The following is an 18645-nucleotide window of genomic DNA, read 5'->3' as shown; positions in this document are numbered from 1 at the left end:
CAGACTAGGACGAGCCCCCGACGGTCATGCCGCTAGTCGGTGCCGACGATCGGCGGGTGGTGGAACGTGTCTCCGAACACCCGCTCGCTCGCTCCTACACGGTCGAGATACGGCGTCGCTCCACCCATCTGGAACGGGTAGCCCGCGCCGAGGATGAGGCAGAGGTCGATGTCTTCGGGCGCGTGCACGACCTCGTCATCGAGCATCCTCTTGATCTCGTCGGCGAGACCGTCCTCGACCCGGCGCAGGAGGTCCGCCTCGGTGAGGGCCGTTCCGCCAGGTCCACCATCGGTGACGATCTTCACGGCTTTCTTGTCGAAGCCCTTGATCGCGCCCTTGGAGTCGCGATCGAAGATCTTGCCGTGCTCTGCAAGCCTGTGCAGATTCGTGCTCTCGAAGAACCGGTCGGGGAAGGCAGCATGATGCGTGTCGAGCACGTGCGCCCCCACCTTGAGACCGACGAGCTCGAGCAGTTCGAACGGCGTCATGGGCAATCCGAAGGGCTTGAGGGCATTGTCGACGACCTCGAACGGTGTCCCGGTGTCGACGGCGTGCATGGCCTCACCGAGCAGCTTCGCCAGGATGCGGTTGACGACGAATCCTGGCGTGTCACGGGTGATGACAGCGTTCTTGCGCAGCTTCGCGGCGATGACCATCGCCGTGCTCAAGGTGGACTCGTCGGTCGCCGGCGTGTTCACGACCTCGATCAGCGGCATCACGGCCACCGGGTTGAAGAAGTGGAAGCCGACGAGCCGCTCCGGGTGGGCGAGTTTCGCACCGATCTGCTCCACCGACAACGACGAGGTGTTGGTCGCGAGCACTGCCGTGTCAGAGATGTACTTCTCGACGTCGGCGAAGACATCCTGCTTGACGCCGAGCTCTTCGAAGACGGCCTCGATGACCCAGTCGGCGTCGGCGAAGTCCGCCTTGTTCGTCGTGCCCGACACCAGAGCGCTGAGCCGGTTGGCCTCGTCTGCGCCGATGCGGCCCTTGTCTTTGAGAGCGGTGATCTCGTCGCGAATGTAGGCGAGACCCTTGTCGACGCGGGCCTGGTCGAGATCGGTGATCACGACGGGAACGCGCAGCCGACGCACGAAGAGGAGCGCGAACTGGCTGGCCATGAGCCCGGCGCCGATGACGCCCACCTTGGTGACCGGCTTGGCGAGGGCCTTGTCCGGTGCGCCGGCCGGCCGCTTCGCTCTCTTCTGCACGAGGTTGAACGAGTAGATGCTCGCGCGGAACTGATCCCCGGAGATCAGGTCTGCGAGAACGTCGTCTTCACGCGCGAAACCCTCCTCCGCCGATCCCGACTTCGCCGCCTTCAGCAGGTCGAGCGCGGCGTACGGTGAGGCGGCGACCGTGCCGATCTTCGACTCGAGCATCTTGCGCGCGATCGAGATCGCGGCATCCCATTTGACGAGGCGCTCGAGCTTGCCGGGCGCGTTAGGGCGCGAGACCGGGACGCGTCCCGTGAGTACGCCGTCCGCCCAGACGAGGGACTGCTCCAGATAAGAGGCGGGTGGGAAGATCGCGTCGGCGATGCCGAGGTCGAAGGCCTGCTGGCCCTTCAGCGTGCGGTTGTTCTTCAGCGGATTCTCGACGACGACCTTGAGGGCGTTCTCGATGCCGATGAGGTTGGGCAGGAGATACGCGCCACCCCAGCCCGGGATGATACCGAGGAACACCTCGGGAAGCGCCAGAGCCGGAATCGAGGAATCGATGGTGCGGTAGTCGGCCGCGAGGGCCACCTCGACACCGCCGCCCAGTGCCAAACCGTTGATGAAGGCGAACGTGGGCACGCCGATCGCCGCCATCTTGCCGAAGGTGAAGTGCCCGAGCTGCGCCATCTGCTTGGCCAGCTCGCGGTTGGGGATGTCGCCGACCTTCGACAGGTCGGCACCGGCGGCGAGGATGTAGGGCTTTCCGGTGACGGCGACGGCCTGGATCTCGCCGGCGGACGCCCGCACGGCGAGGGCATCGAGGGTCGCTCCATACTCGAGTAGCGAGTTGGGCCCCAGGGTGGACGGACGCGTGTGGTCACGATCGTTGTCGAGCGTGATCAAGGCGAGGATCTTGCCACTCGGCAGCGGGATATCGCGGACGTACGAGTGGGTGACGACCTCGTCGGCCGACAGCTCGGCCAGAGAGGAGAAGTCGATCGTGGAGTAGTCGGTCATCGCTTCGCTGCCTTCGCCTTCTTGTTGTAGTGCGGGTTCTCCCAGATGACGGTGCCGCCCTGACCGAGACCGATGCACATGGCCGTGAGGCCGTAGCGCACCTCGGGGTGCTCCTCGAACTGGCGTGCGAGCTGGTTCATCAGGCGCACACCGGACGAGGCGAGCGGGTGGCCGATCGCGATGGCGCCGCCGTACTCGTTGACGCGGGGGTCGTCGTCGTCGATACCGAAGTGATCGAGGAACGACAGCACCTGTACCGCGAACGCCTCGTTCAGTTCGAAGAGTCCGATGTCGGTGATCGAAAGCCCGGCCTTGCGGAGCGCCTTTTCGGTCGACGGAACCGGTCCGATGCCCATGATCTCCGGCTCGACGCCCGCGAAGGCGAAGCTGACGAGCTTCATCTTCGTGGTGAGGCCGAGTTCTTTCGCGGTTGCTCCGCTGGCGAGCAGGCAGGCCGTCGCTCCGTCGTTGAGGCCCGACGAGTTGCCGGCCGTGACCCGGCCGTGCGGCCTGAACGGCGTACGGAGCCCGGAGAGGCCTTCCATGGTGGTCTCGGGCCGGGGAGCCTCGTCACGGGTGGCGAGTCCCCATCCCGAAGCGCTGCGCGTCGCGACGGGAATGAGGTCGGGCTGGATCTTGCCTGCCTCGTAGGCGGCGGCGACCTTCTGCTGGCTGCGAAGCGCGTAGCGGTCGGATCGCTCCTTGGTGAGCGAGGGGAAGCGGTCGTGGATGCGCTCGGCCGTGGACCCCATGTTCAGTGCCTCTTCCGAGACCAGCTTCTCAGCGAGGAAGCGGGGGTTCGGGTCGGCGTTGAAACCCATAGGGTGTCGACCCATGTGCTCCACGCCACCGGCGATGGCCAGGTCGTATGCTCCGAAGCCGATTCCGCTGCCCAGGGTGGTGACGCTCGTCATCGCTCCCGCACACATGCGGTCGATGGCGAAGCCCGGAACAGACTGGGGGAGTCCTGCCAGCAGGGCCGCTGTACGGCCGAGTGTGAGGCCCTGGTCTCCCTGCTGCGTGGTCGCTGCGATGGCAACCTCGTCAATGCGTTCCTTCGGAACCGACGGGTTGCGCTCCAGCAAACCGATGATCGCCTTCACGACCAGATCGTCTGCGCGGGTCTGCCAGTACATGCCCTTTTCGCCCGCACGCCCGAAGGGTGTACGCACCCCATCAACAAATACGACTTCGGCTATTTCGGCCACTTTGCCTCCTTCTGGTTGAGAACCGAGACGATCCTAGGCGGGGCCAATGAGTGGTCGAAATCCTTTGACTGTTCCTACGACGAGGCTTCGGGCTCGTTCTCTGGCTTTTGGTGGGCATCGACAAAGGCTTGGGCGATCGGCTGTGCAGTTAGTTCAAGCTGCCAGGGGCGTGCGCCGAGCTCCGAGAGGGACGCCGCTATCGCGTCAGCCGTCATGGGCTCCGGCGGGGTCCACGCGATACGGCGCAGGATCTCGGGCGTGAGGAGGTTCTCGACAGGGATGTTGACGAACTCCGAGAGCTCCGCGAGTGCCGCCCTGGCGGCCTTCAGCCGGGAATCGGCCTCGGGATTGCGGTCGGACCAGCTCCGCGGGGGCGGAAGGGTGTCTTCACTGCGTCGATTGACCGGCAGATCGGTTGCCGCCTTGCCCGATTCGAGGGCGGCCCACCACCGGTCGATCTCCGTACGGCTCGCCCGACCGGAGAACTCCTTCAGCGCCGCGAGCTCTCGCTTCGATTCGGGAAGGACCCGCGCCGCTGCGACCAGACTGGAATCGGGGACGAGTCGGCCGGGCGACACATCGATCTCGCGGGCGAGCGCGTCTCGCGCCATCCACAGCGACCGCGCCACGGCGACATTGCGGGGGTTGCGGAGCGAGTGGACCCCCGTGAGCCGACGCCACGGCTCTGCGGCGACGGGTTTGGGTTCCTTCGTCCTCGTCGCCTCGAACTCCTGCGCGGCGATCACCGCTTTGGAGTTCTCGATCAGGAGCTCGGCCAGCTTGTCTCGCAGATCGGGGAGAAGCTCGACATCGAGAGCGGCGTACTCGAGCCACGACTCGGGCAGAGGCCGACGAGACCAATCCGCCGCCGAATGCTCCTTCTTGAGGTGGATGCCGAGGAACTCCTCGACGACGCTGCCGAGCCCGACCCGCGGAATGCCCAGCAACCGGGCTGCGAGTTCGGTGTCGAAGATCACCCGGGGGTCGAGACCGACCTCGCGAAGGCAGGCCAGGTCTTGGCTCGCGGCGTGGAGAATCCACTCCTCGCGGGAGATCGCGTCGTTCAGTTCGGTGAACGATCCGATCGCGGGCGGATCGAAGAGAAAGCTGCCGGCGCCGCGACGGTAAAGCTGGATCAGGTACGCGCGTTGCGAGAATTTGAAACCGGATGCCCGCTCCGCGTCGACCGCGATGGGCCCGTGCCCGGCGGCGATGAGATCGACGGCCTCGAGGTAGGCCTCGCGGGTGTCGATGACGGCGAGCGCCAGCGTGCGCGGAGCCGACTCCGGCGATTGAACTGCCGCGCCGGTGTCGGGGATGGTCTCGTTATCGTCAGTCACGCCCGAAGCGCCTCGCATTCAATTGTGTGACTCCGTCGATCGCGGGGGGAAGGCCGGCGAGCATGCAGAGCAGCTCCCCCCAGCCTTCCACATGCGCCGTCACGTCGTAATCGTCGGGGGTCCAGGATGCTCGGAGTTCGATCTGGGCGCCGTCGCCCTGCGACTTCAACTCGCCGAACCCACTGGAGATGATCTTCGTCGCCGTGCCGGAAGCGGCCGAGTACCGAGCGCCGCGGGTGTCGAGCGCATCGACGAGCCATGACCAGGTGACATCGGCCAGAAACGGGTCGAGTCCGATCTCGGTCTCGAGCGGCGCCTGCGCGAAGCAGACGATACGGAAGGCGCCGCCCCAGGCCTCCGGCTCGTCGGGATCGTGGAGAAGGATGAATCGACCCGTGCCGAGCTCCGAGTCGGAGCCGTGCCGCTCGGGATTCACGTCTGCGGCGAGCGCGAGCGAGTACGGGGCGAGGTTCGCGGGCGACGGAATCTCAGAGACGACGAGTTCGGGTCGGGTCGCGGCTGCACGGACCGCTGCCACGGCAGCCTCGAAGGCAGCAGGGAGTTCGGACGTGGTTGGAGTGTCGGACACGTCTGCAGACTAGAGTTTCCCGCATGCTGCGCGCCGGAGGCACGCCGGTGACGACCATTGCGAGCGGGCTCCGGCCCGTCTCGGGTGTCGACGACAGGGAGACCACACCACTATGACCGCACCCGACGACCGCCGTCCCGTACCCGTCTGGGCCATCGCCACCATCGCGGCGGGAGCGCTGGCCGCCGCCACTGCGGCTGCGGCGGCCGTCCTCACGACGCTCGTCTCTCGTTCTGTCGTGGTCCCCCCGAAGCATCCCTCCGAGGACGCGACCATCGAATCGGTCGACCTCGAGGCCGGAACGATCACGCTGCGTGCCACGGCCGACACGCTGCTTCCCGGCCGATACAGCCTGTGGTTCGATCGCAGCGGCGGCCACGCGCGCATCGGCGAGATCATCTCCGTGGCCGACGGCGCCGTGACCCGTTCCATCCTCGAGGTCGACTTCGGCGACCTCGAACAGGCGTCGACCGGTCGCATCAGCGGCTGGTTCTTCCTGCATCCGCGGGAGTTCCCGTTCCCCTACCGCAACGTATCCATCGCCACCCCCGTCGGAGATGCTCCGGCGTGGCTGATTCCCGCAGCCGATCCCGACTCGACGAGGTGGGTCATCCAGGTTCACGGACGCGCGGTGAGGCGCGCCGAGACGCTCCGCGCGAGCCGGGTCTTCCACGAGGCGGGGTACACCTCGCTTCTCGTCTCGTACCGCAACGACGGGGATGCGCCGCGCAGCTCCGATGGCCGGTTCCGGCTGGGGGAGACGGAGTGGGAGGACGTCGACGCAGCCCTGGCCTACGCCGTCGAGGCGGGCGCGACGAGCGTCATTTTGATGGGGTGGTCGATGGGAGGCGCGACGGTGCTCCAGGTCGCGACTCGATCACGGTTGAAGCACGTGATGGACGGCGTCGTGCTCGACTCACCGGTGATCGACTGGCACGAGACACTGCGCTACCGCAGCACGCAGCTCGGTATTCCCGCGCCTGTTCAGACGGCGGCCCTCGCCACCCTGACGCACGAGTGGGGCACGGTCGCCACGGGGCTCGAGAGGGCTGTCGATCTCGACCGCCTCGACTTCGTGGCACGCAGCGCAGAACTCGACACGCGCATCCTGCTGTTGCACAGCGACGACGACGGATACGTGTCGAGCGTGTCGAGCAGAAAACTGGCCGAGCTCCGCGCCGACATCGTGACCTTCGTACCCTTCTCGATCGCTCGGCATACGAAGCTCTGGAACTACGATCCCGAACGTTGGAACGAGGCCATCAGAGCGTGGCTTCTCGAGGTCTGACTCACGCGACTCGCTCGCGCACCTGTCGCTTGATCCGCGCGAGCATCGCCGTCATTCCACGGATGCGCAGAGGAGAGACCGCAGCGGTGAGCCCGAGCATGCTCGGGTAGTCGTCGGCGAGCCCGAGCACCTGCGACGCCGAGAGCCCCTCGATGCCCTGCACGAGGATCGAGGCAAAGCCCCGGGTGGTCGGAGCCTCCGCCGGAGCCGTCGCGAAGAGGTGGACCGCCTTCTGCTCGTCGACCTCGACCACGATGAAGATCGGCGACTGACACTCTTCTACCCGTTCGAAGAGGTCGGGATGGTCCCGATAGCGCTCGGGCAGCTCGGGCAGCTCGTTCGAGAACTCGAGCAGCAGCTGCAGCCGCTCCTTGATCTCGAGATCGAGGAAGTCGTCGCGGATCTCCGCGAGGGAGTCGGGGAGTTCTGTCGCATCCATGTCTATGAATTATCGCCTATCCGACGACCCGACTACCTGGTCGTGGCTTCTCCCGGGGCCTCTCCGGTGGAGATGGGGACACGAACGGCGCTTCCCCACTCGGTCCACGATCCGTCGTAGTTGCGCACCGATTCGAAGCCGAGAAGATGCGTGAGCACGAACCACGTGTGGCTCGATCGCTCGCCGATACGGCAGTACGCGATGATCTCGTCGCCGTCGACGAGGCCTGCGCCCTCGCGGTAGATCTCGTTCAATTCGGCGAGAGCGCGAAACCTGCCGTCGGGCGCCGCGGCCTTCGCCCACGGAACGTTCTGGGCCGTGGGGATGTGGCCGGCCCGTAGAGCGCCCTCCTCGGGGTATGCGGGTGCCGTGGTGCGCTGCCCCGTGTACTCCTCGGGTGAGCGCACGTCGATGAGGGGACTGCCCAGATGATCGAGCACGTCGTCCTTGAACGCCCTGATGGGTGCGTCGTCGCGTTCGACGACCGGATAGGACGCGGCGACGACCTTGGAGACGTCTGTCGTGACGGGCCGACCCTCGGCGATCCAGGCATCCCGACCGCCGTCGAGCAGCCGCACATCCGCGTGACCGAACAGGGTGAAGACCCACAGGGCGTAGGCCGCCCACCAGTTGTTCTTGTCGCCGTAGATGACGACCGTGCTCTCGCGGGAGATGCCCTTCGATGCGGCCAGGGCGGCGAACTGCTCGCCGGAGATGTAGTCGCGCACCACGGGGTCGTTGAGGTCGGTGTGCCAGTCGATCTTGACGGCCCCCGGAATGTGACCGACTTCGTAGAGCAGCACGTCTTCGTCGGACTCGACCACCACGAGGCCGGTCTCGCCCAGGTGCGACTGCAGCCAGTCGGTGCTCACGAGGCGTTCCGGATGCGCGAATTCGGCGAAGCGGGGCGACGGATCGGCGGCGACGGTCATGGGTGGTTCCTCCTGGGAGTGCACTCGCCGGTCGGAGACCGGCACGGCGGTATCGGCGGTTTAGTCTGGAGACACTTGTCTCCCCTCGAATCTATGCCGTTCCGGTGACCGTTCTCCGGGAAACGTCTCTGTTCGACACAAACTCTCCGGAAGAGCTCCGTCATGGCGTCATCCATCCCCACCACACTCGTTCGACTCGTCGACCGCGCCCCGACACTCTCCGGCGCCGAGATGGCGGCCGTTCTCGTGCCGCCGCGCCAATTCGACGGGGCGTCGTTCGATTCGTACCGGCCCGACCCCGACTACCCCTCCCAGACCGATGCCCTCGAGATCGTGCGGAGCTTCTCGACGTCGTGGGCACCGGCAGCTCGGTCGGGCGGGTTCTTCTCCCGCCAGAAGAAAGCGCCGGCCGGACCGACGGGCATCTACCTCGACGGCGGTTTCGGCGTCGGCAAGACGCACCTCCTCGCGGCGCTCTGGCATGCGGCTCCCGGGCCGAAGTACTTCGGAACCTTCATCGAGTACACCGCGATCGTCGGCGCGATGGGCTACGCCGCCGCGGTGAAGCTCTTCACCGGCGCGAAGCTGATCGCGATCGACGAGTTCGAGCTCGACGACCCGGGCGACACGATGATGATGACCCGCCTGCTCACCGACCTGAGCGCATCCGGAACCCGGCTCGCCGCGACGAGCAACACGCCGCCCAACGCGCTCGGCGAGGGCCGTTTCGCCGCAGCCGACTTCCTCCGCGAGATCCAGTCGCTCTCCGACCGCTTCGACACGGTGCGGATAGACGGCCTCGACTACCGCCGGCGCGACATCGAGGGCCACGCCCGCGTGCTCGACGAGACGGGAATCGATGACGCCGTCTCGGCCGTCGTGCAGAAGTCCGCCTCGGCATCCGTCTCCCGCGACGACTTCGGCGGACTCATCGCCCACCTCGGCACCATCCATCCCTCGAAGTTCGTCAAGCTGATCGACGGCATCGATGCGATCGTCCTCGACGACGTCTCACCCCTGCACAGTCAGACAGACGCCCTGCGGTTCGTCGCCTTCATCGACCGGGTCTACGACGCCCAGATCCCGATCTTCGCCTCCGGCAGCCCGCTCGACGAGGTCTTCGCCGGCGACATGATGTCGGGGGGATACCGCAAGAAGTACCTTCGATCGGTCTCGCGACTCATCGCGTCGACGCAGTACTGACACCGGCTCGCGTTCTGCGCAGACTCTCCCCGCGGTTCCGCAGCGAGGCGAAACACAGTTTTTACAATTGCCGTCCGAGCGTTACGTGCCGGAAACATTGACGCGCATGTCTTGAAACTTCTTCACACGATAGTTGGGCATACCCGAGTGAGGCGCGCGCGCTGGTTTCCTTCTAACAGCACCCCCGTTCGTCATCATCTCTCGGTGCACCTTGCAACAACTAAGAGAGGTAATTTCAATGGACCAGGGCAATACCGCCTTTTTGCTCATAGCAGCAGCCCTCGTACTCCTGATGACGCCGGGACTCGCGTTCTTCTACGGAGGACTCGTCAAGGCCAAGAGCGTGATCAGCATGATGATGCTGAGCTTCGGAGCCATGGGACTCATCGGCGTTCTCTGGGTTCTGTACGGCTACGCCATCACGTTCTCGAACGCCGGCGTCGGCGATTACGTGGGCATCGACGGCTGGTTCGGCATCGACCTCAGCCAGCTCGGCCTGCAGGGTGCGTTCAACGAGGCCACCGGTGGTGACATCACGACCGCCTATCCGACGCTCGCGTTCGCGGCGTTCCAGGCGACATTCGCCATCATCACTGTCGCCCTGATCTCGGGAGCGATCGCCGACCGGGCCAAGTTCGGCGCCTGGATGGTGTTCGCAGGAGTCTGGGCGACCGTCGTCTACTTCCCTGTCGCCAGCTGGGTCTTCAACTTCACCGTCACCGACGGTTCGATCACCGATGGTGGCTGGATCGCATACGGTGTCGGCGCGAACGACTTCGCCGGTGGAACGGCCGTGCACATCAACGCCGGTGCCGCCGCTCTCGCCCTGGCGCTCGTCCTCGGCAAGCGCGTGAACTTCGCCAAGGGCGTGCACAAGCCGCACAACCCGCCCTTCGTCCTCCTCGGGGCCGGTCTGCTCTGGTTCGGCTGGTTCGGCTTCAACGCGGGCAGCGAGCTGGCCGCCGACGGAATCGCCGCTGTCGCGTTCCTCAACACGATCGCCGCTCCGGCCGCCGCGATCCTCGGCTGGCTCATCGTCGAGAAGATCAAGGACGGCAAGCCCACCTCGGTCGGAGCCGCATCGGGTGCCGTGGCGGGTCTGGTCGCGATCACCCCGGCGTGTAACATCCTGACGCCGTTCTGGGCCATCGTCCTCGGTATCCTCGTCGGCGCCATTTGCGCCGTCGCGATCGACCTCAAGTTCAAGCTCGGATTCGATGACTCGCTCGACGTCGTGGGTATCCACCTCGTCGGTGGACTCATCGGAACGCTCTACATCGGTCTGCTCGGCAACAACGTCGGCCTGTTCTTCGGCTTCGGTGGCGAGCAGCTCGGCAAGCAGGCCATCGCGGCGTTCGCCGTTCTCATCTACTCGTTCGTGCTCTCCTACATCATCGGACTCATCATCGAGAAGACGATGGGCTTCCGAGTCAAGAACGAAGACGAGATCGCCGGCATCGACACCGTCGTTCACGGCGAAGAGGGATACATCCTCCTGGAGGAGACCCGCTAACAGCCGCTCTGCATCACCCACACAGCGACGAACGGCGTGTCGCTTCCCTCTCGGGAAGCGGCACGCCGTTCGTCGTTACAAATGCTTCGGGACGTCAGGACTTCTTGGTCGCCGTGCGGTTCTCCGCCGAGACCATCCAGGCGTACTGCTCGAGCCGCTCGATGATCGCGTGCAGGATGTCCGCGCTCGTGGGGTCGGCCTCGTCGACCTCGTCGTGCACGTCACGCATCGTGCCGACGACGGCCTCGATGCGCACGGTGACCAGATCGACCGTCTCGGCCGTGTCGACCTCGCCGTTCGGGTACTCGGGCAGGGTGGTCGTCGCTGCGACGGTGTCGCTACGACCATCCGGGATCGCGTGCAGAGCGCGGAGTCGCTCGGCCACGGTGTCGCTGAACTCGCGGGCCGCGTCGATGATCTCGTCTAGCTGGAGGTGCAGGTCGCGGAAGTTCTTGCCGACCACGTTCCAGTGCGCCTGCTTTCCCTGAAGATGCAGTTCGATGAGGTCGACGAGAACCTTCTGCATGTTGTCCGTCAGCGACTTCGATGCCTTGAATCCCCGTTCGGCGTTCTGGCGTCGGGTGCTCTTCGCTCCTGCATCGCTCGGCGCACTCGCGGGGCGTTCGATCGTGGTTGTCATTGTGGTTTCCTTTCGAAGGGGGTCTGGTGGGTGGTCAGATGGTCGCTACGGAGCCGGAGTCGACGCGGTAATTCGATCCGTTGACGAAGCTCGCACGATCCGAGCAGAGGAACGCCACGACGTTGGCCACCTCATCCGGTTCTCCGCGGCGGTGCAGTTCCATGAATGGCCGCTCCTCATCGAGGAAGCTCTCGATGGCCTCGTCGAAGGACGTGCCGGTCTGGTCGGCGCGTTTGGACATCATGGCGTCGGTCATGGGCGTGTGGATGAAGGCGGGGGAGACGGCGTTCACCAGCAGGCCCTCGCGTGCGTAGCTGCGCGACAATCCTTTCGCCAGAGAGAGCACTCCGGCTTTCGCCGCGCAGTAGGGAAGCTCGTCGTCGTAAGGCTGCACGGCGTCCTCGGAGGCGAGGAACACCAGCCGACCCCAGCCTCCCTCGCGGAGATCGGGAAGGAACTCCTTCACCAGCCGCACAGGTCCCAGCAGGTCGACGGTGAGGGTGTCGACCCATCCGGCGTCGTCTATCTCGTGGAAGAGACCCTGGGCACCCGTCACCCCGGCCGACTGCACGAGAATGTCGATCGGTCCCACCGCCTCGGCCACCCGGGAGTGCAAGGAGGCCAGCGAGGCAGTGTCCGTCACATCTGCAGCGAACGCGAACAGCATGCCTTCGTCGGCACCGAGTCGTGCGGCGGCATCGTCGAGCCGTCGTTGATCGAGATCGGTGATGACCACCGTCACGCCCTCTGCGAGCAGAACCCTCGCTGTGCTCCAACCGATTCCGGAGTCGGCTCCCGTGATGAGCGCCTTCTTGCCTGAGATTCGTAGATCCATATACTCCACGATAGGCATGGCGACCCCCGTCAAGGGTCGGGTTGCGCCGCGCGAGAAGTCGTGATGGGATGCGGCGCGGCTACGACCGGCCCGTGAGCTCCTCGATCGTGATCGCCGCATTCACCAACGCCAGATGGCTCAGGGCCTGCGGGAGATTGCCGAGATAGGCGAGGTCGTCTGGATCGATCATCTCGGAGTAGATCCCCACGTCGTTCGAGAGGGCGATCATGGCGTCCATCTGGGCGACGGACTCGTCGATCCTCCCGACGCACGCGAGCGCCTGAGCCATCCAGAACGAGCACGCGACGAACGCCCCCTCTTCCGAGTCCGCGCCCGAGTAGCGGTACAGCAGCGGGCCCCTGCCCAACTCCTCACGCATCGCATCGATGCTCTTCGACATACGCTCGCCCCTGTTGAATCCGCTCGACGCGTGCAGGAGGACCGACGTGTCGAGTTCATCGGAGCCCGGATAGGCCACGTAGCTCTGCCTCTCCTCCGACCAGCAGTTCGCCTCGATCCACTCGCGGATGTGCTCCCGCTCCGCGATCCAGCGGGCGGAGTCGCCGGGGATCTGCCCTTTCTCGCAGAGCTCCACCGCGGCATCCAGGGCCTGCCAGCAGCCCATCTTGGCGGAGGTGTAGTGCTGCACGTCCTCCAGCTCCCACATGCCGGCGTCTCGCTGCCGCCACGCGTCGCAGGCGCGGTCGGCGACGGAGGCGAGGAGTCGACCCGTCTCCGCATCCAGAACGTTGCCCGCCGAGACGTAGAGCCGCATGACGTCGAACAGGTCGCCGTAGACGCCGAGCTGCAACTGACCACTCGCGGGATTTCCCGTCACGACCGGGCCTGCCCCGTTCCAGCCCGGCACATCCTGCTCCGTGACCCCTGACGGCAGAGATCCGTCGAGCCGGTAGAAGATATGCAGCTCGGGGCCGTTCTGTCTGATGGTAGTGAGCAGCCACGCGACGGCCGCGTGCGTCTCTTCGCGCAGCCCGAAGCGGATGAGCGCGTGCAGGGTGTACGCGACATCGCGCACCCACGCGAATCTGTAGTCCCAGTTCTTGCCGCCACGCGGATTCTCGGGCAGTGAGGTGGTTCCCGCGGCCGCGATGGCGCCCGTCGGGCTGAAGATGAGCAGCTTCAGGGCCAGGGCGCTGCGGTGCACATCGTCGGACCAGGGACCGTCGTAGCTGAACTCGCGTGACCAGAACTGCCAATTCTCGATCGTGCGGTCGATGCCACGATCGACGTTGGCGGCGACCGGAAGGTGCAGAGGCTCGTTGGACGTTCCGACCACGGTGACCACGTGACGCGAACCCTTGGCGGTCGTGAACGACCCCGCGAGCGCGGCATCGCCTCCGCCGCGTGGTCCGTGCTCGAGGCCGCGCACGGCGATCGTCACGCCGTCGACGCGAATCACCGGTCCGTGCGTGGTCTCCTGCTTCCAGGGCGACGCCGTCGACAGGCAGGTTCCCGGCGCGACGCGCCAGCGGAACCGCATCTCACCCCGAACTCCATCCACTCGCCGGGCGAGCTCGGTCCACGGGAGCCGCCCGGCTATGCCCGTCACGAGGGCATCCGTCAGAACGGCCTCGGCGGAACTCGTCGTGAAGGTGGTCTCCAGCACATTGGTGCCATCGACATAGCGACGAGACACGGTGTAGTCCTCAGCCGGCATCAGATCGATGGCGCCGCCGCCCTCCGCGTCGAGCAGGCGACCGAAGACGGGAGTCCCATCCATGCTCGGCATCGGCAGCCAATCCACGCCGCCGTCCTCAGCGATCAGAGCGATCGTCCTCCCGTCGCCGATAACACCGTAGGAGCGGAGGGGAACAGTGCCGTCGGCGCGAATCGTCATTCGGCATGTCTAGCAATCGTGCCTGCCGAACGGGTGGGGATTGACGACCCGGTACGCTCGGCCTCATGAGACTCCGCGCATTGACGACGATCGTAAGGCGCCTTCTCTCCGCGTTCCGCACGAGCGAGACATCCCGAAAGTCCACGCCACGAGGCGGGGGCGATATCCCCTCGCCAGGCCGAACGGGAGCGAGTGCCACGATCGAGGCGGGGGTCGATGCGCTCCGGCGGCGCCGCCTCTCGTTCGAGCCGCACGTCGACGGCAAGCCGGATCCCGGAGAAGTGGTCTGGACGTGGGTGCCCTTCGAAGAGAACGATGGGCGCGGCAAGGATCGACCCGTGCTGATCGTGACGCGCGACTCACCGCGGTCGGTTCTCGCGCTGCAACTCACGAGCAAGCCGCACGAACGCGATGAGCAGCATTTCGTCTACATCGGGCCGGGACCATGGGACTCTCAGGGCCGCCCGAGCTGGGTGCGCCTCGACAGGGTCTTCCGTGTCTTCGAGTCGGGGATGCGACGCGAGGCCAGTGCGGTCAGCCGCACGCAGTTCGCCGCCGTGTCGTCGGCACTCGAGGGCCGACGCCCATAGCGAGCGGACTAGCTCGAGGCCTCCACGTGCTCGACGTCCTCCACGCGCGCCTGCGGCATCGCCAGGGCGGCCGCACCGGTGAACACGGCGCACACGAGCACCGCGGCGAAGACCGCCCCTGACGCACTCGTCAGAACCGAGGGATCGCTCTCGCCTGTCGCACTCGCGCCGAAAATGCCGTTCGCGATCGCTCCGAACACGGCGACGCCGACCGCGCTGCCGATCGAGCGCGAGAACAGGTTCGTTCCGGTGACGACGCCGCGCTCGTTCCACGGCACGCTCGACTGGGCAGCGATCAGGCTGGGTGTCGCCACGAGCCCGAGACCGAGGCCCACCATGAAACAGCTCACCGCGACGAGGACGATGTTCGCGGTCGGGTAGACGACGATCAGCAGAGTCGCTCCGAGCACGGCGAGGCCCGTGCCGATGAGCACTGTCGTGCGAAAGCCCAACCGCAGGTAGAGCCGACCGGACAGCGAGGCCGCGATGGGCCAGCCGATAGTGAGGGCGGCGAGCGCTAATCCCGCGATCAGGGGGGATGCTCCCGCGACGCCCTCGAGGAACGTCGGAACGTAGGAGGTGAGGCCGATGAGAATAGCTCCGACACCCAGCGAGATCAGCGTCGTCGTGATGAGCAGCCGACGGGAGAAGACCCACAGGGGGAGTATCGGTTCGGCCGCGCGCCGCTCGACGAGCACGAACACCGCGAGCAGCGCCCCGCCGACCGCGAAGGCCGCGATGCTCGGAATCGAGTCCCAGTCCCACGCCTGCCCGCCCTCGAGCACGGCGAGGATGACAAGGCTGAGCCCTGAGGTGAGGAGAGCGGCGCCGGCGATGTCGAGCCGGTGGGCGCGTTTGTCGATCTTCTCGTGAAAACGGGTCACGAGCATCCAACCGGCGACGAGGCAGAGAGGCACGTTGATGAAGAAGATCCACCGCCACGAGACGAACTCGGAGAACACCCCGCCGAGGGTGGGACCGGCGACGGAGCTGATGGCCCAGACACTGGCGAGATAGCCCTGCACCTTGGCCCTCTCCGCCACCGTGTAGATGTCTCCCGCGATCGTGATCGCCATCGGCTGAACAGCACCGGCGCCCAGACCCTGTACCGCACGGAACGCGATGAGCGCGGGTAGGCTCCAGGCGAATCCACACAGGATCGAGCCGAGGAGGAAGAGTCCGACGCCGACGAGGATGATCGGCTTTCGACCGACCGTGTCGGACAGCTTCGCGTACAGGGGCACGGAGACGGCCTGCGCGAGCAGATAGATCGAGAAGAGCCACGGGAACTGCGCGAAGCCGCCCAGATCGTCGACGATCGAGGGAACGGCGGTGGCGAGGATGGTCGCATCGATCGCGACGAGCCCGGTGGTCACCATCAGGGCGATGAGAACCGGGCCTCGTTGCGACCGGAAGCCGACGCCGCTCGTGTCGGCGGCGGTCATTCTGCGAGCAGCTCGCGGACGCGCGGAATGACCACGGTTCCGTACAGCTCGATGCAGGTCATGAGCAGGTCGTGCGGGAGGGGACCCGCGCTGTACTTGAGGTCGAAGCGAGTCGCGTCGAGAGCGCGTACGGTCGACGCGATCTTCTGGGCGACGGTCTCGGGCGAGCCCACGTAGAGCGAACCGTGCGGGCCGGCCTCACGGTCGAACTCCGATTTCGCCATGGGCGGCCAGCCGCGGTCGGCCCCGATGCGGTCGCGCATCTTCTTGTACTGGGGCCAGAACTCCTCGCGTGCCTGCTCGTCGGTCGCGGCGACGTAGCCGGGGGAGTGCACGCCGATGGGCAGCTCAGGGCTCTCGAGCTGGGCGAGCGCGCGGCGGTACAGATCGGCGTAGGGCGCGAACCGCACGGGATCGCCGCCGATGATGGCGAGCATGAGGGGCAGTCCGTATCGCGCGGCACGAACGACGGACTCAGGGCTTCCTCCGACTCCGATCCACGTCTTCAGCGAGCCGGACTCGGTGGTCGGGAACACGCGCTGATCGACCAGCGCGGGGCGGGTGCTGCCCTGCCAGGTCACGGGCTTCTCCGTCAGCAGGCGGGTGAAGATGTCGAGCTTCTCTTCGAACAACTCCTCGTACTGGCTGAGCTCGTAGCCGAAAAGGGGGAACGACTCGGTGAACGAGCCGCGGCCGAGGATGACCTCGGCGCGACCGTTGGATGCCGCGTCGAGCGTCGCGAAGCGCTGGAACACCCGCACGGGGTCGTCCGAACTCAGAACCGTCACGGCCGAACCGAGTCGGATGCGCGACGTCTGCCCCGCGATGGCGGCGAGGGCGACATCGGGCGCGGAGATGGCGAAGTCGTCGCGGTGGTGCTCACCCAATCCGATGAAGTCGACCCCGACCTGATCGGCGAGCACACCCTCTGCGATGACATCCCGGATGACCTGGGGGTAGCTTCGAGGGGTTCCGTCGGAATCCGATGTGACGTCTCCGAACGTGTCCAGTCCGAACTCGAGTTGCTTGGTCATGTCGATCTCCTCGTTCTCTGCGGCTTCCATGCAAATGTATCCGTTTGCGCAACCGGCGCACCCGACGAGACATTCCCCTGCTGCTTCAGCATCGACCCGCGTCGTGCCACAGTGTGATGCATGACCGACAATCACGCGCCGGTGAGCACTCGGAGCCGCCGTTGGGCCGTCGTACCGTACGTCGTGCTGAGCGCCGTGCACCTCGTCGCCCTGAGTGCTGAGCTGCCGGAGCTGTCCGGGTGGACGAAGCCGCTACTGATGCCCGCGCTGCTGCTGGCCGTTCTCCTCATGACGGGCCGGCGAGGGGGCGCCGGAACCGTCCTGATCATCGCCGCCCTCGGATTCTCGTGGCTGGGTGATGTGCTGCTGGCCTCGCCGGGCGACGTCGGCTTTCTGTTGGGACTGACGGGATTCTTCGTCGCGCACCTGCTGTACCTCGTCGCATTCACCGCCTTCTTCAGGCGCCAGCGCGTACCCCTCGGGGCGTGGCTCTATCTGCTGTGGTGGGTGGGCTTCGTGCTGCTGCTGGCCCCCTCGCTCGGAAGCCTGCTCATACCGGTGGCGGCCTACGGTCTCGTGCTCGGGGCATCCGGAGCCGTCGCCGTCGCGACGAACCGGCTGACGGCCATCGGCGCTCTACTTTTCGTCTGCTCCGACAGCCTGCTCGCGTGCCGCATCTTTCTGCCGGACTTCGAGCTCGTGCAGCAGGACCTGATCATCATGGCCCTCTACCTCGCGGGCCAGGGCCTCATCGCGTGGGGTGTGGTTCGCGCTGCACGCTCGACGAACGAGAAAAGCCCCGGGCAATCTCATGATTGACCAGGGCTTCTGACGGGTGGGCGATACCGGACTCGAACCGATGACCTCTTCGGTGTGAACGAAGCGCGCTACCAACTGCGCCAATCGCCCGTCACGCGCCACACGAAGCAGCGCGGATCGATCCTAGCCGACGCGGCGCGCGCTGCGCACATCGGCCAGCGGAATCGCGTCGACACGCCCGGGGCGTCCCGTCGCTGTCAACGCTCGCGTTCGGCTCCGTTCCGGGGCTCGACGGGACTTCGACCGCAATCCGGCGGAGACGAAAAGTGCTCGGTTTGGTCATGCCGCGTTGTTTCGGCTAGAGTCTTCAACGCACGCCGAAAAGCGAGCAAATGCGGATGTGGCGCAGTGGTAGCGCATAACCTTGCCAAGGTTAGGGTCGCGAGTTCGAATCTCGTCATCCGCTCGAGTGTGAAGATTCACAAAGCACAGTCATGTGCCACGTGTAGCTCAAAGAATGGTGGCGTGGCCGAGAGGCGAGGCAGCGGCCTGCAAAGCCGTCCACACGGGTTCAAATCCCGTCGCCACCTCCACTCAACAGGGTTTCACTCACCCGGTCTCGCTTCGAGACACAACGAATGGGCGATTGGCGCAGCGGTAGCGCGCTTCCCTGACACGGAAGAGGTCACTGGTTCGATCCCAGTATCGCCCACAGAAGATGAAGCCCCCGGGAAACCGGGGGCTTTTGTCGTTCCCGGGCATCCGGAACCATGAGCTCACGCAGCGGACCGCGGG

16 protein-coding genes and 4 tRNA genes are annotated in these 18645 nt (G+C 66.0%); 8 read left to right on the top strand and 12 right to left on the bottom strand.

Annotated elements, in window-relative coordinates:
- Positions 1-32: 32 nt before the first annotated feature.
- The 4 genes from ASF79_RS07250 to ASF79_RS07235 all read right to left on the bottom strand — a co-directional run bounded on the left by ASF79_RS07250 (position 33) and on the right by ASF79_RS07235 (position 5314).
- The gene (locus ASF79_RS07250; RefSeq protein ID WP_055853456.1) at positions 33-2177 is read right to left on the bottom strand and encodes a 3-hydroxyacyl-CoA dehydrogenase NAD-binding domain-containing protein; all 2145 of its coding nucleotides are present in this window, start codon (positions 2175-2177) and stop codon (positions 33-35) included.
- Positions 2174-3385 (bottom strand): thiolase family protein, encoded by a 1212-nt coding sequence (locus tag ASF79_RS07245; protein ID WP_055781197.1) that lies wholly within the window; start codon positions 3383-3385, stop codon positions 2174-2176. Before ASF79_RS07245 ends, ASF79_RS07250 begins: the two co-directional genes overlap by 4 nt.
- A gap of 74 nt (positions 3386-3459) precedes the next feature.
- Complete coding sequence (locus ASF79_RS07240; RefSeq protein ID WP_055854548.1) at positions 3460-4653, bottom strand: HRDC domain-containing protein; 1194 nt, start codon at positions 4651-4653, stop codon at positions 3460-3462.
- Between the two features lie 64 nt (positions 4654-4717).
- Positions 4718-5314 (bottom strand): DUF3000 domain-containing protein, encoded by a 597-nt coding sequence (locus ASF79_RS07235; RefSeq protein ID WP_055853454.1) that lies wholly within the window; start codon positions 5312-5314, stop codon positions 4718-4720.
- A 112-nt stretch (positions 5315-5426) separates the two neighbouring features.
- Between ASF79_RS07235 and ASF79_RS07230 the strand changes: the two genes are divergently transcribed.
- Positions 5427-6602: an alpha/beta hydrolase family protein gene (locus ASF79_RS07230; protein ID WP_055853452.1), complete on the top strand. Its 1176-nt coding sequence runs from the start codon at positions 5427-5429 to the stop codon at positions 6600-6602.
- A 1-nt stretch (position 6603) separates the two neighbouring features.
- Here the strand turns inward: ASF79_RS07230 and ASF79_RS07225 are convergent, their stop codons facing one another.
- Together ASF79_RS07225 and ASF79_RS07220 are read right to left on the bottom strand one after the other, a co-directional pair.
- Positions 6604-7041 carry a SufE family protein gene (locus tag ASF79_RS07225; RefSeq protein ID WP_055781205.1) on the bottom strand — a complete coding sequence of 146 codons (438 nt, stop codon included), beginning with the start codon at positions 7039-7041 and terminating at the stop codon, positions 6604-6606.
- A gap of 32 nt (positions 7042-7073) precedes the next feature.
- Entirely contained in the window at positions 7074-7973 is a 900-nt protein-coding gene (locus ASF79_RS07220) for a sulfurtransferase (protein ID WP_055853450.1), read from the bottom strand.
- A 162-nt stretch (positions 7974-8135) separates the two neighbouring features.
- Here ASF79_RS07220 and zapE point away from each other — a divergent pair, with 162 nt between their 5' ends.
- Positions 8136-9176, top strand: coding sequence for a cell division protein ZapE (gene zapE, locus ASF79_RS07215; protein ID WP_055853447.1), 1041 nt, complete (start codon positions 8136-8138; stop codon positions 9174-9176).
- Positions 9177-9414: 238 nt separating this feature from the next.
- On the top strand, positions 9415-10689 hold the full coding sequence (locus ASF79_RS07210) for an ammonium transporter (protein WP_055853445.1): 1275 nt from the start codon (positions 9415-9417) through the stop codon (positions 10687-10689).
- A 94-nt stretch (positions 10690-10783) separates the two neighbouring features.
- On the opposite strand, the gene ASF79_RS07205 is transcribed toward ASF79_RS07210, so the two are convergent.
- The 3 genes from ASF79_RS07205 to ASF79_RS07195 all read right to left on the bottom strand — a co-directional run bounded on the left by ASF79_RS07205 (position 10784) and on the right by ASF79_RS07195 (position 14022).
- Positions 10784-11329 (bottom strand): Dps family protein, encoded by a 546-nt coding sequence (locus ASF79_RS07205; RefSeq protein ID WP_055781215.1) that lies wholly within the window; start codon positions 11327-11329, stop codon positions 10784-10786.
- 34 nt (positions 11330-11363) lie between these two features.
- The gene (locus ASF79_RS07200) at positions 11364-12164 is read right to left on the bottom strand and encodes an SDR family NAD(P)-dependent oxidoreductase (protein WP_055853443.1); all 801 of its coding nucleotides are present in this window, start codon (positions 12162-12164) and stop codon (positions 11364-11366) included.
- A gap of 79 nt (positions 12165-12243) precedes the next feature.
- Positions 12244-14022 carry a glycoside hydrolase family 15 protein gene (locus ASF79_RS07195; RefSeq protein WP_055853442.1) on the bottom strand — a complete coding sequence of 593 codons (1779 nt, stop codon included), beginning with the start codon at positions 14020-14022 and terminating at the stop codon, positions 12244-12246.
- An 80-nt stretch (positions 14023-14102) separates the two neighbouring features.
- On the opposite strand from ASF79_RS07195, the gene ASF79_RS07190 reads away from it, so the two are divergent.
- The gene (locus tag ASF79_RS07190) at positions 14103-14612 is read left to right on the top strand and encodes a type II toxin-antitoxin system PemK/MazF family toxin (protein WP_235500681.1); all 510 of its coding nucleotides are present in this window, start codon (positions 14103-14105) and stop codon (positions 14610-14612) included.
- Positions 14613-14620: 8 nt separating this feature from the next.
- Here ASF79_RS07190 and ASF79_RS07185 read toward each other — a convergent pair whose 3' ends face one another.
- Positions 14621-16057: an MDR family MFS transporter gene (locus ASF79_RS07185; RefSeq protein WP_055853440.1), complete on the bottom strand. Its 1437-nt coding sequence runs from the start codon at positions 16055-16057 to the stop codon at positions 14621-14623.
- Positions 16054-17091, bottom strand: a complete 1038-nt coding sequence (locus tag ASF79_RS07180; protein WP_055854543.1) for an LLM class flavin-dependent oxidoreductase — start codon at positions 17089-17091, stop codon at positions 16054-16056. Before ASF79_RS07180 ends, ASF79_RS07185 begins: the two co-directional genes overlap by 4 nt.
- 120 nt (positions 17092-17211) lie before the next feature.
- Between ASF79_RS07180 and ASF79_RS07175 the strand changes: the two genes are divergently transcribed.
- Entirely contained in the window at positions 17212-17910 is a 699-nt protein-coding gene (locus ASF79_RS07175; RefSeq protein WP_055853438.1) for a lysoplasmalogenase, read from the top strand.
- A 17-nt stretch (positions 17911-17927) separates the two neighbouring features.
- Here ASF79_RS07175 and ASF79_RS07170 read toward each other — a convergent pair.
- Positions 17928-18000, bottom strand: a tRNA-Val gene (locus ASF79_RS07170).
- Positions 18001-18244: 244 nt separating this feature from the next.
- Here ASF79_RS07170 and ASF79_RS07165 point away from each other — a divergent pair.
- From ASF79_RS07165 to ASF79_RS07155, 3 genes are all read left to right on the top strand, one after another.
- Positions 18245-18316 (top strand) — tRNA-Gly (locus ASF79_RS07165).
- 53 nt (positions 18317-18369) lie between these two features.
- Positions 18370-18443 (top strand) — tRNA-Cys (locus tag ASF79_RS07160).
- A gap of 47 nt (positions 18444-18490) precedes the next feature.
- Positions 18491-18562: transfer RNA gene (locus tag ASF79_RS07155), tRNA-Val, on the top strand.
- Positions 18563-18645: the final 83 nt, after the last annotated feature.

Origin of the sequence: Agreia sp. Leaf335, from assembly GCF_001423605.1 — a bacterium.
Classification (GTDB): Bacteria; Actinomycetota; Actinomycetes; order Actinomycetales; family Microbacteriaceae; genus Agreia.
This window is presented reverse-complemented; position numbering and strand designations above follow the sequence as displayed.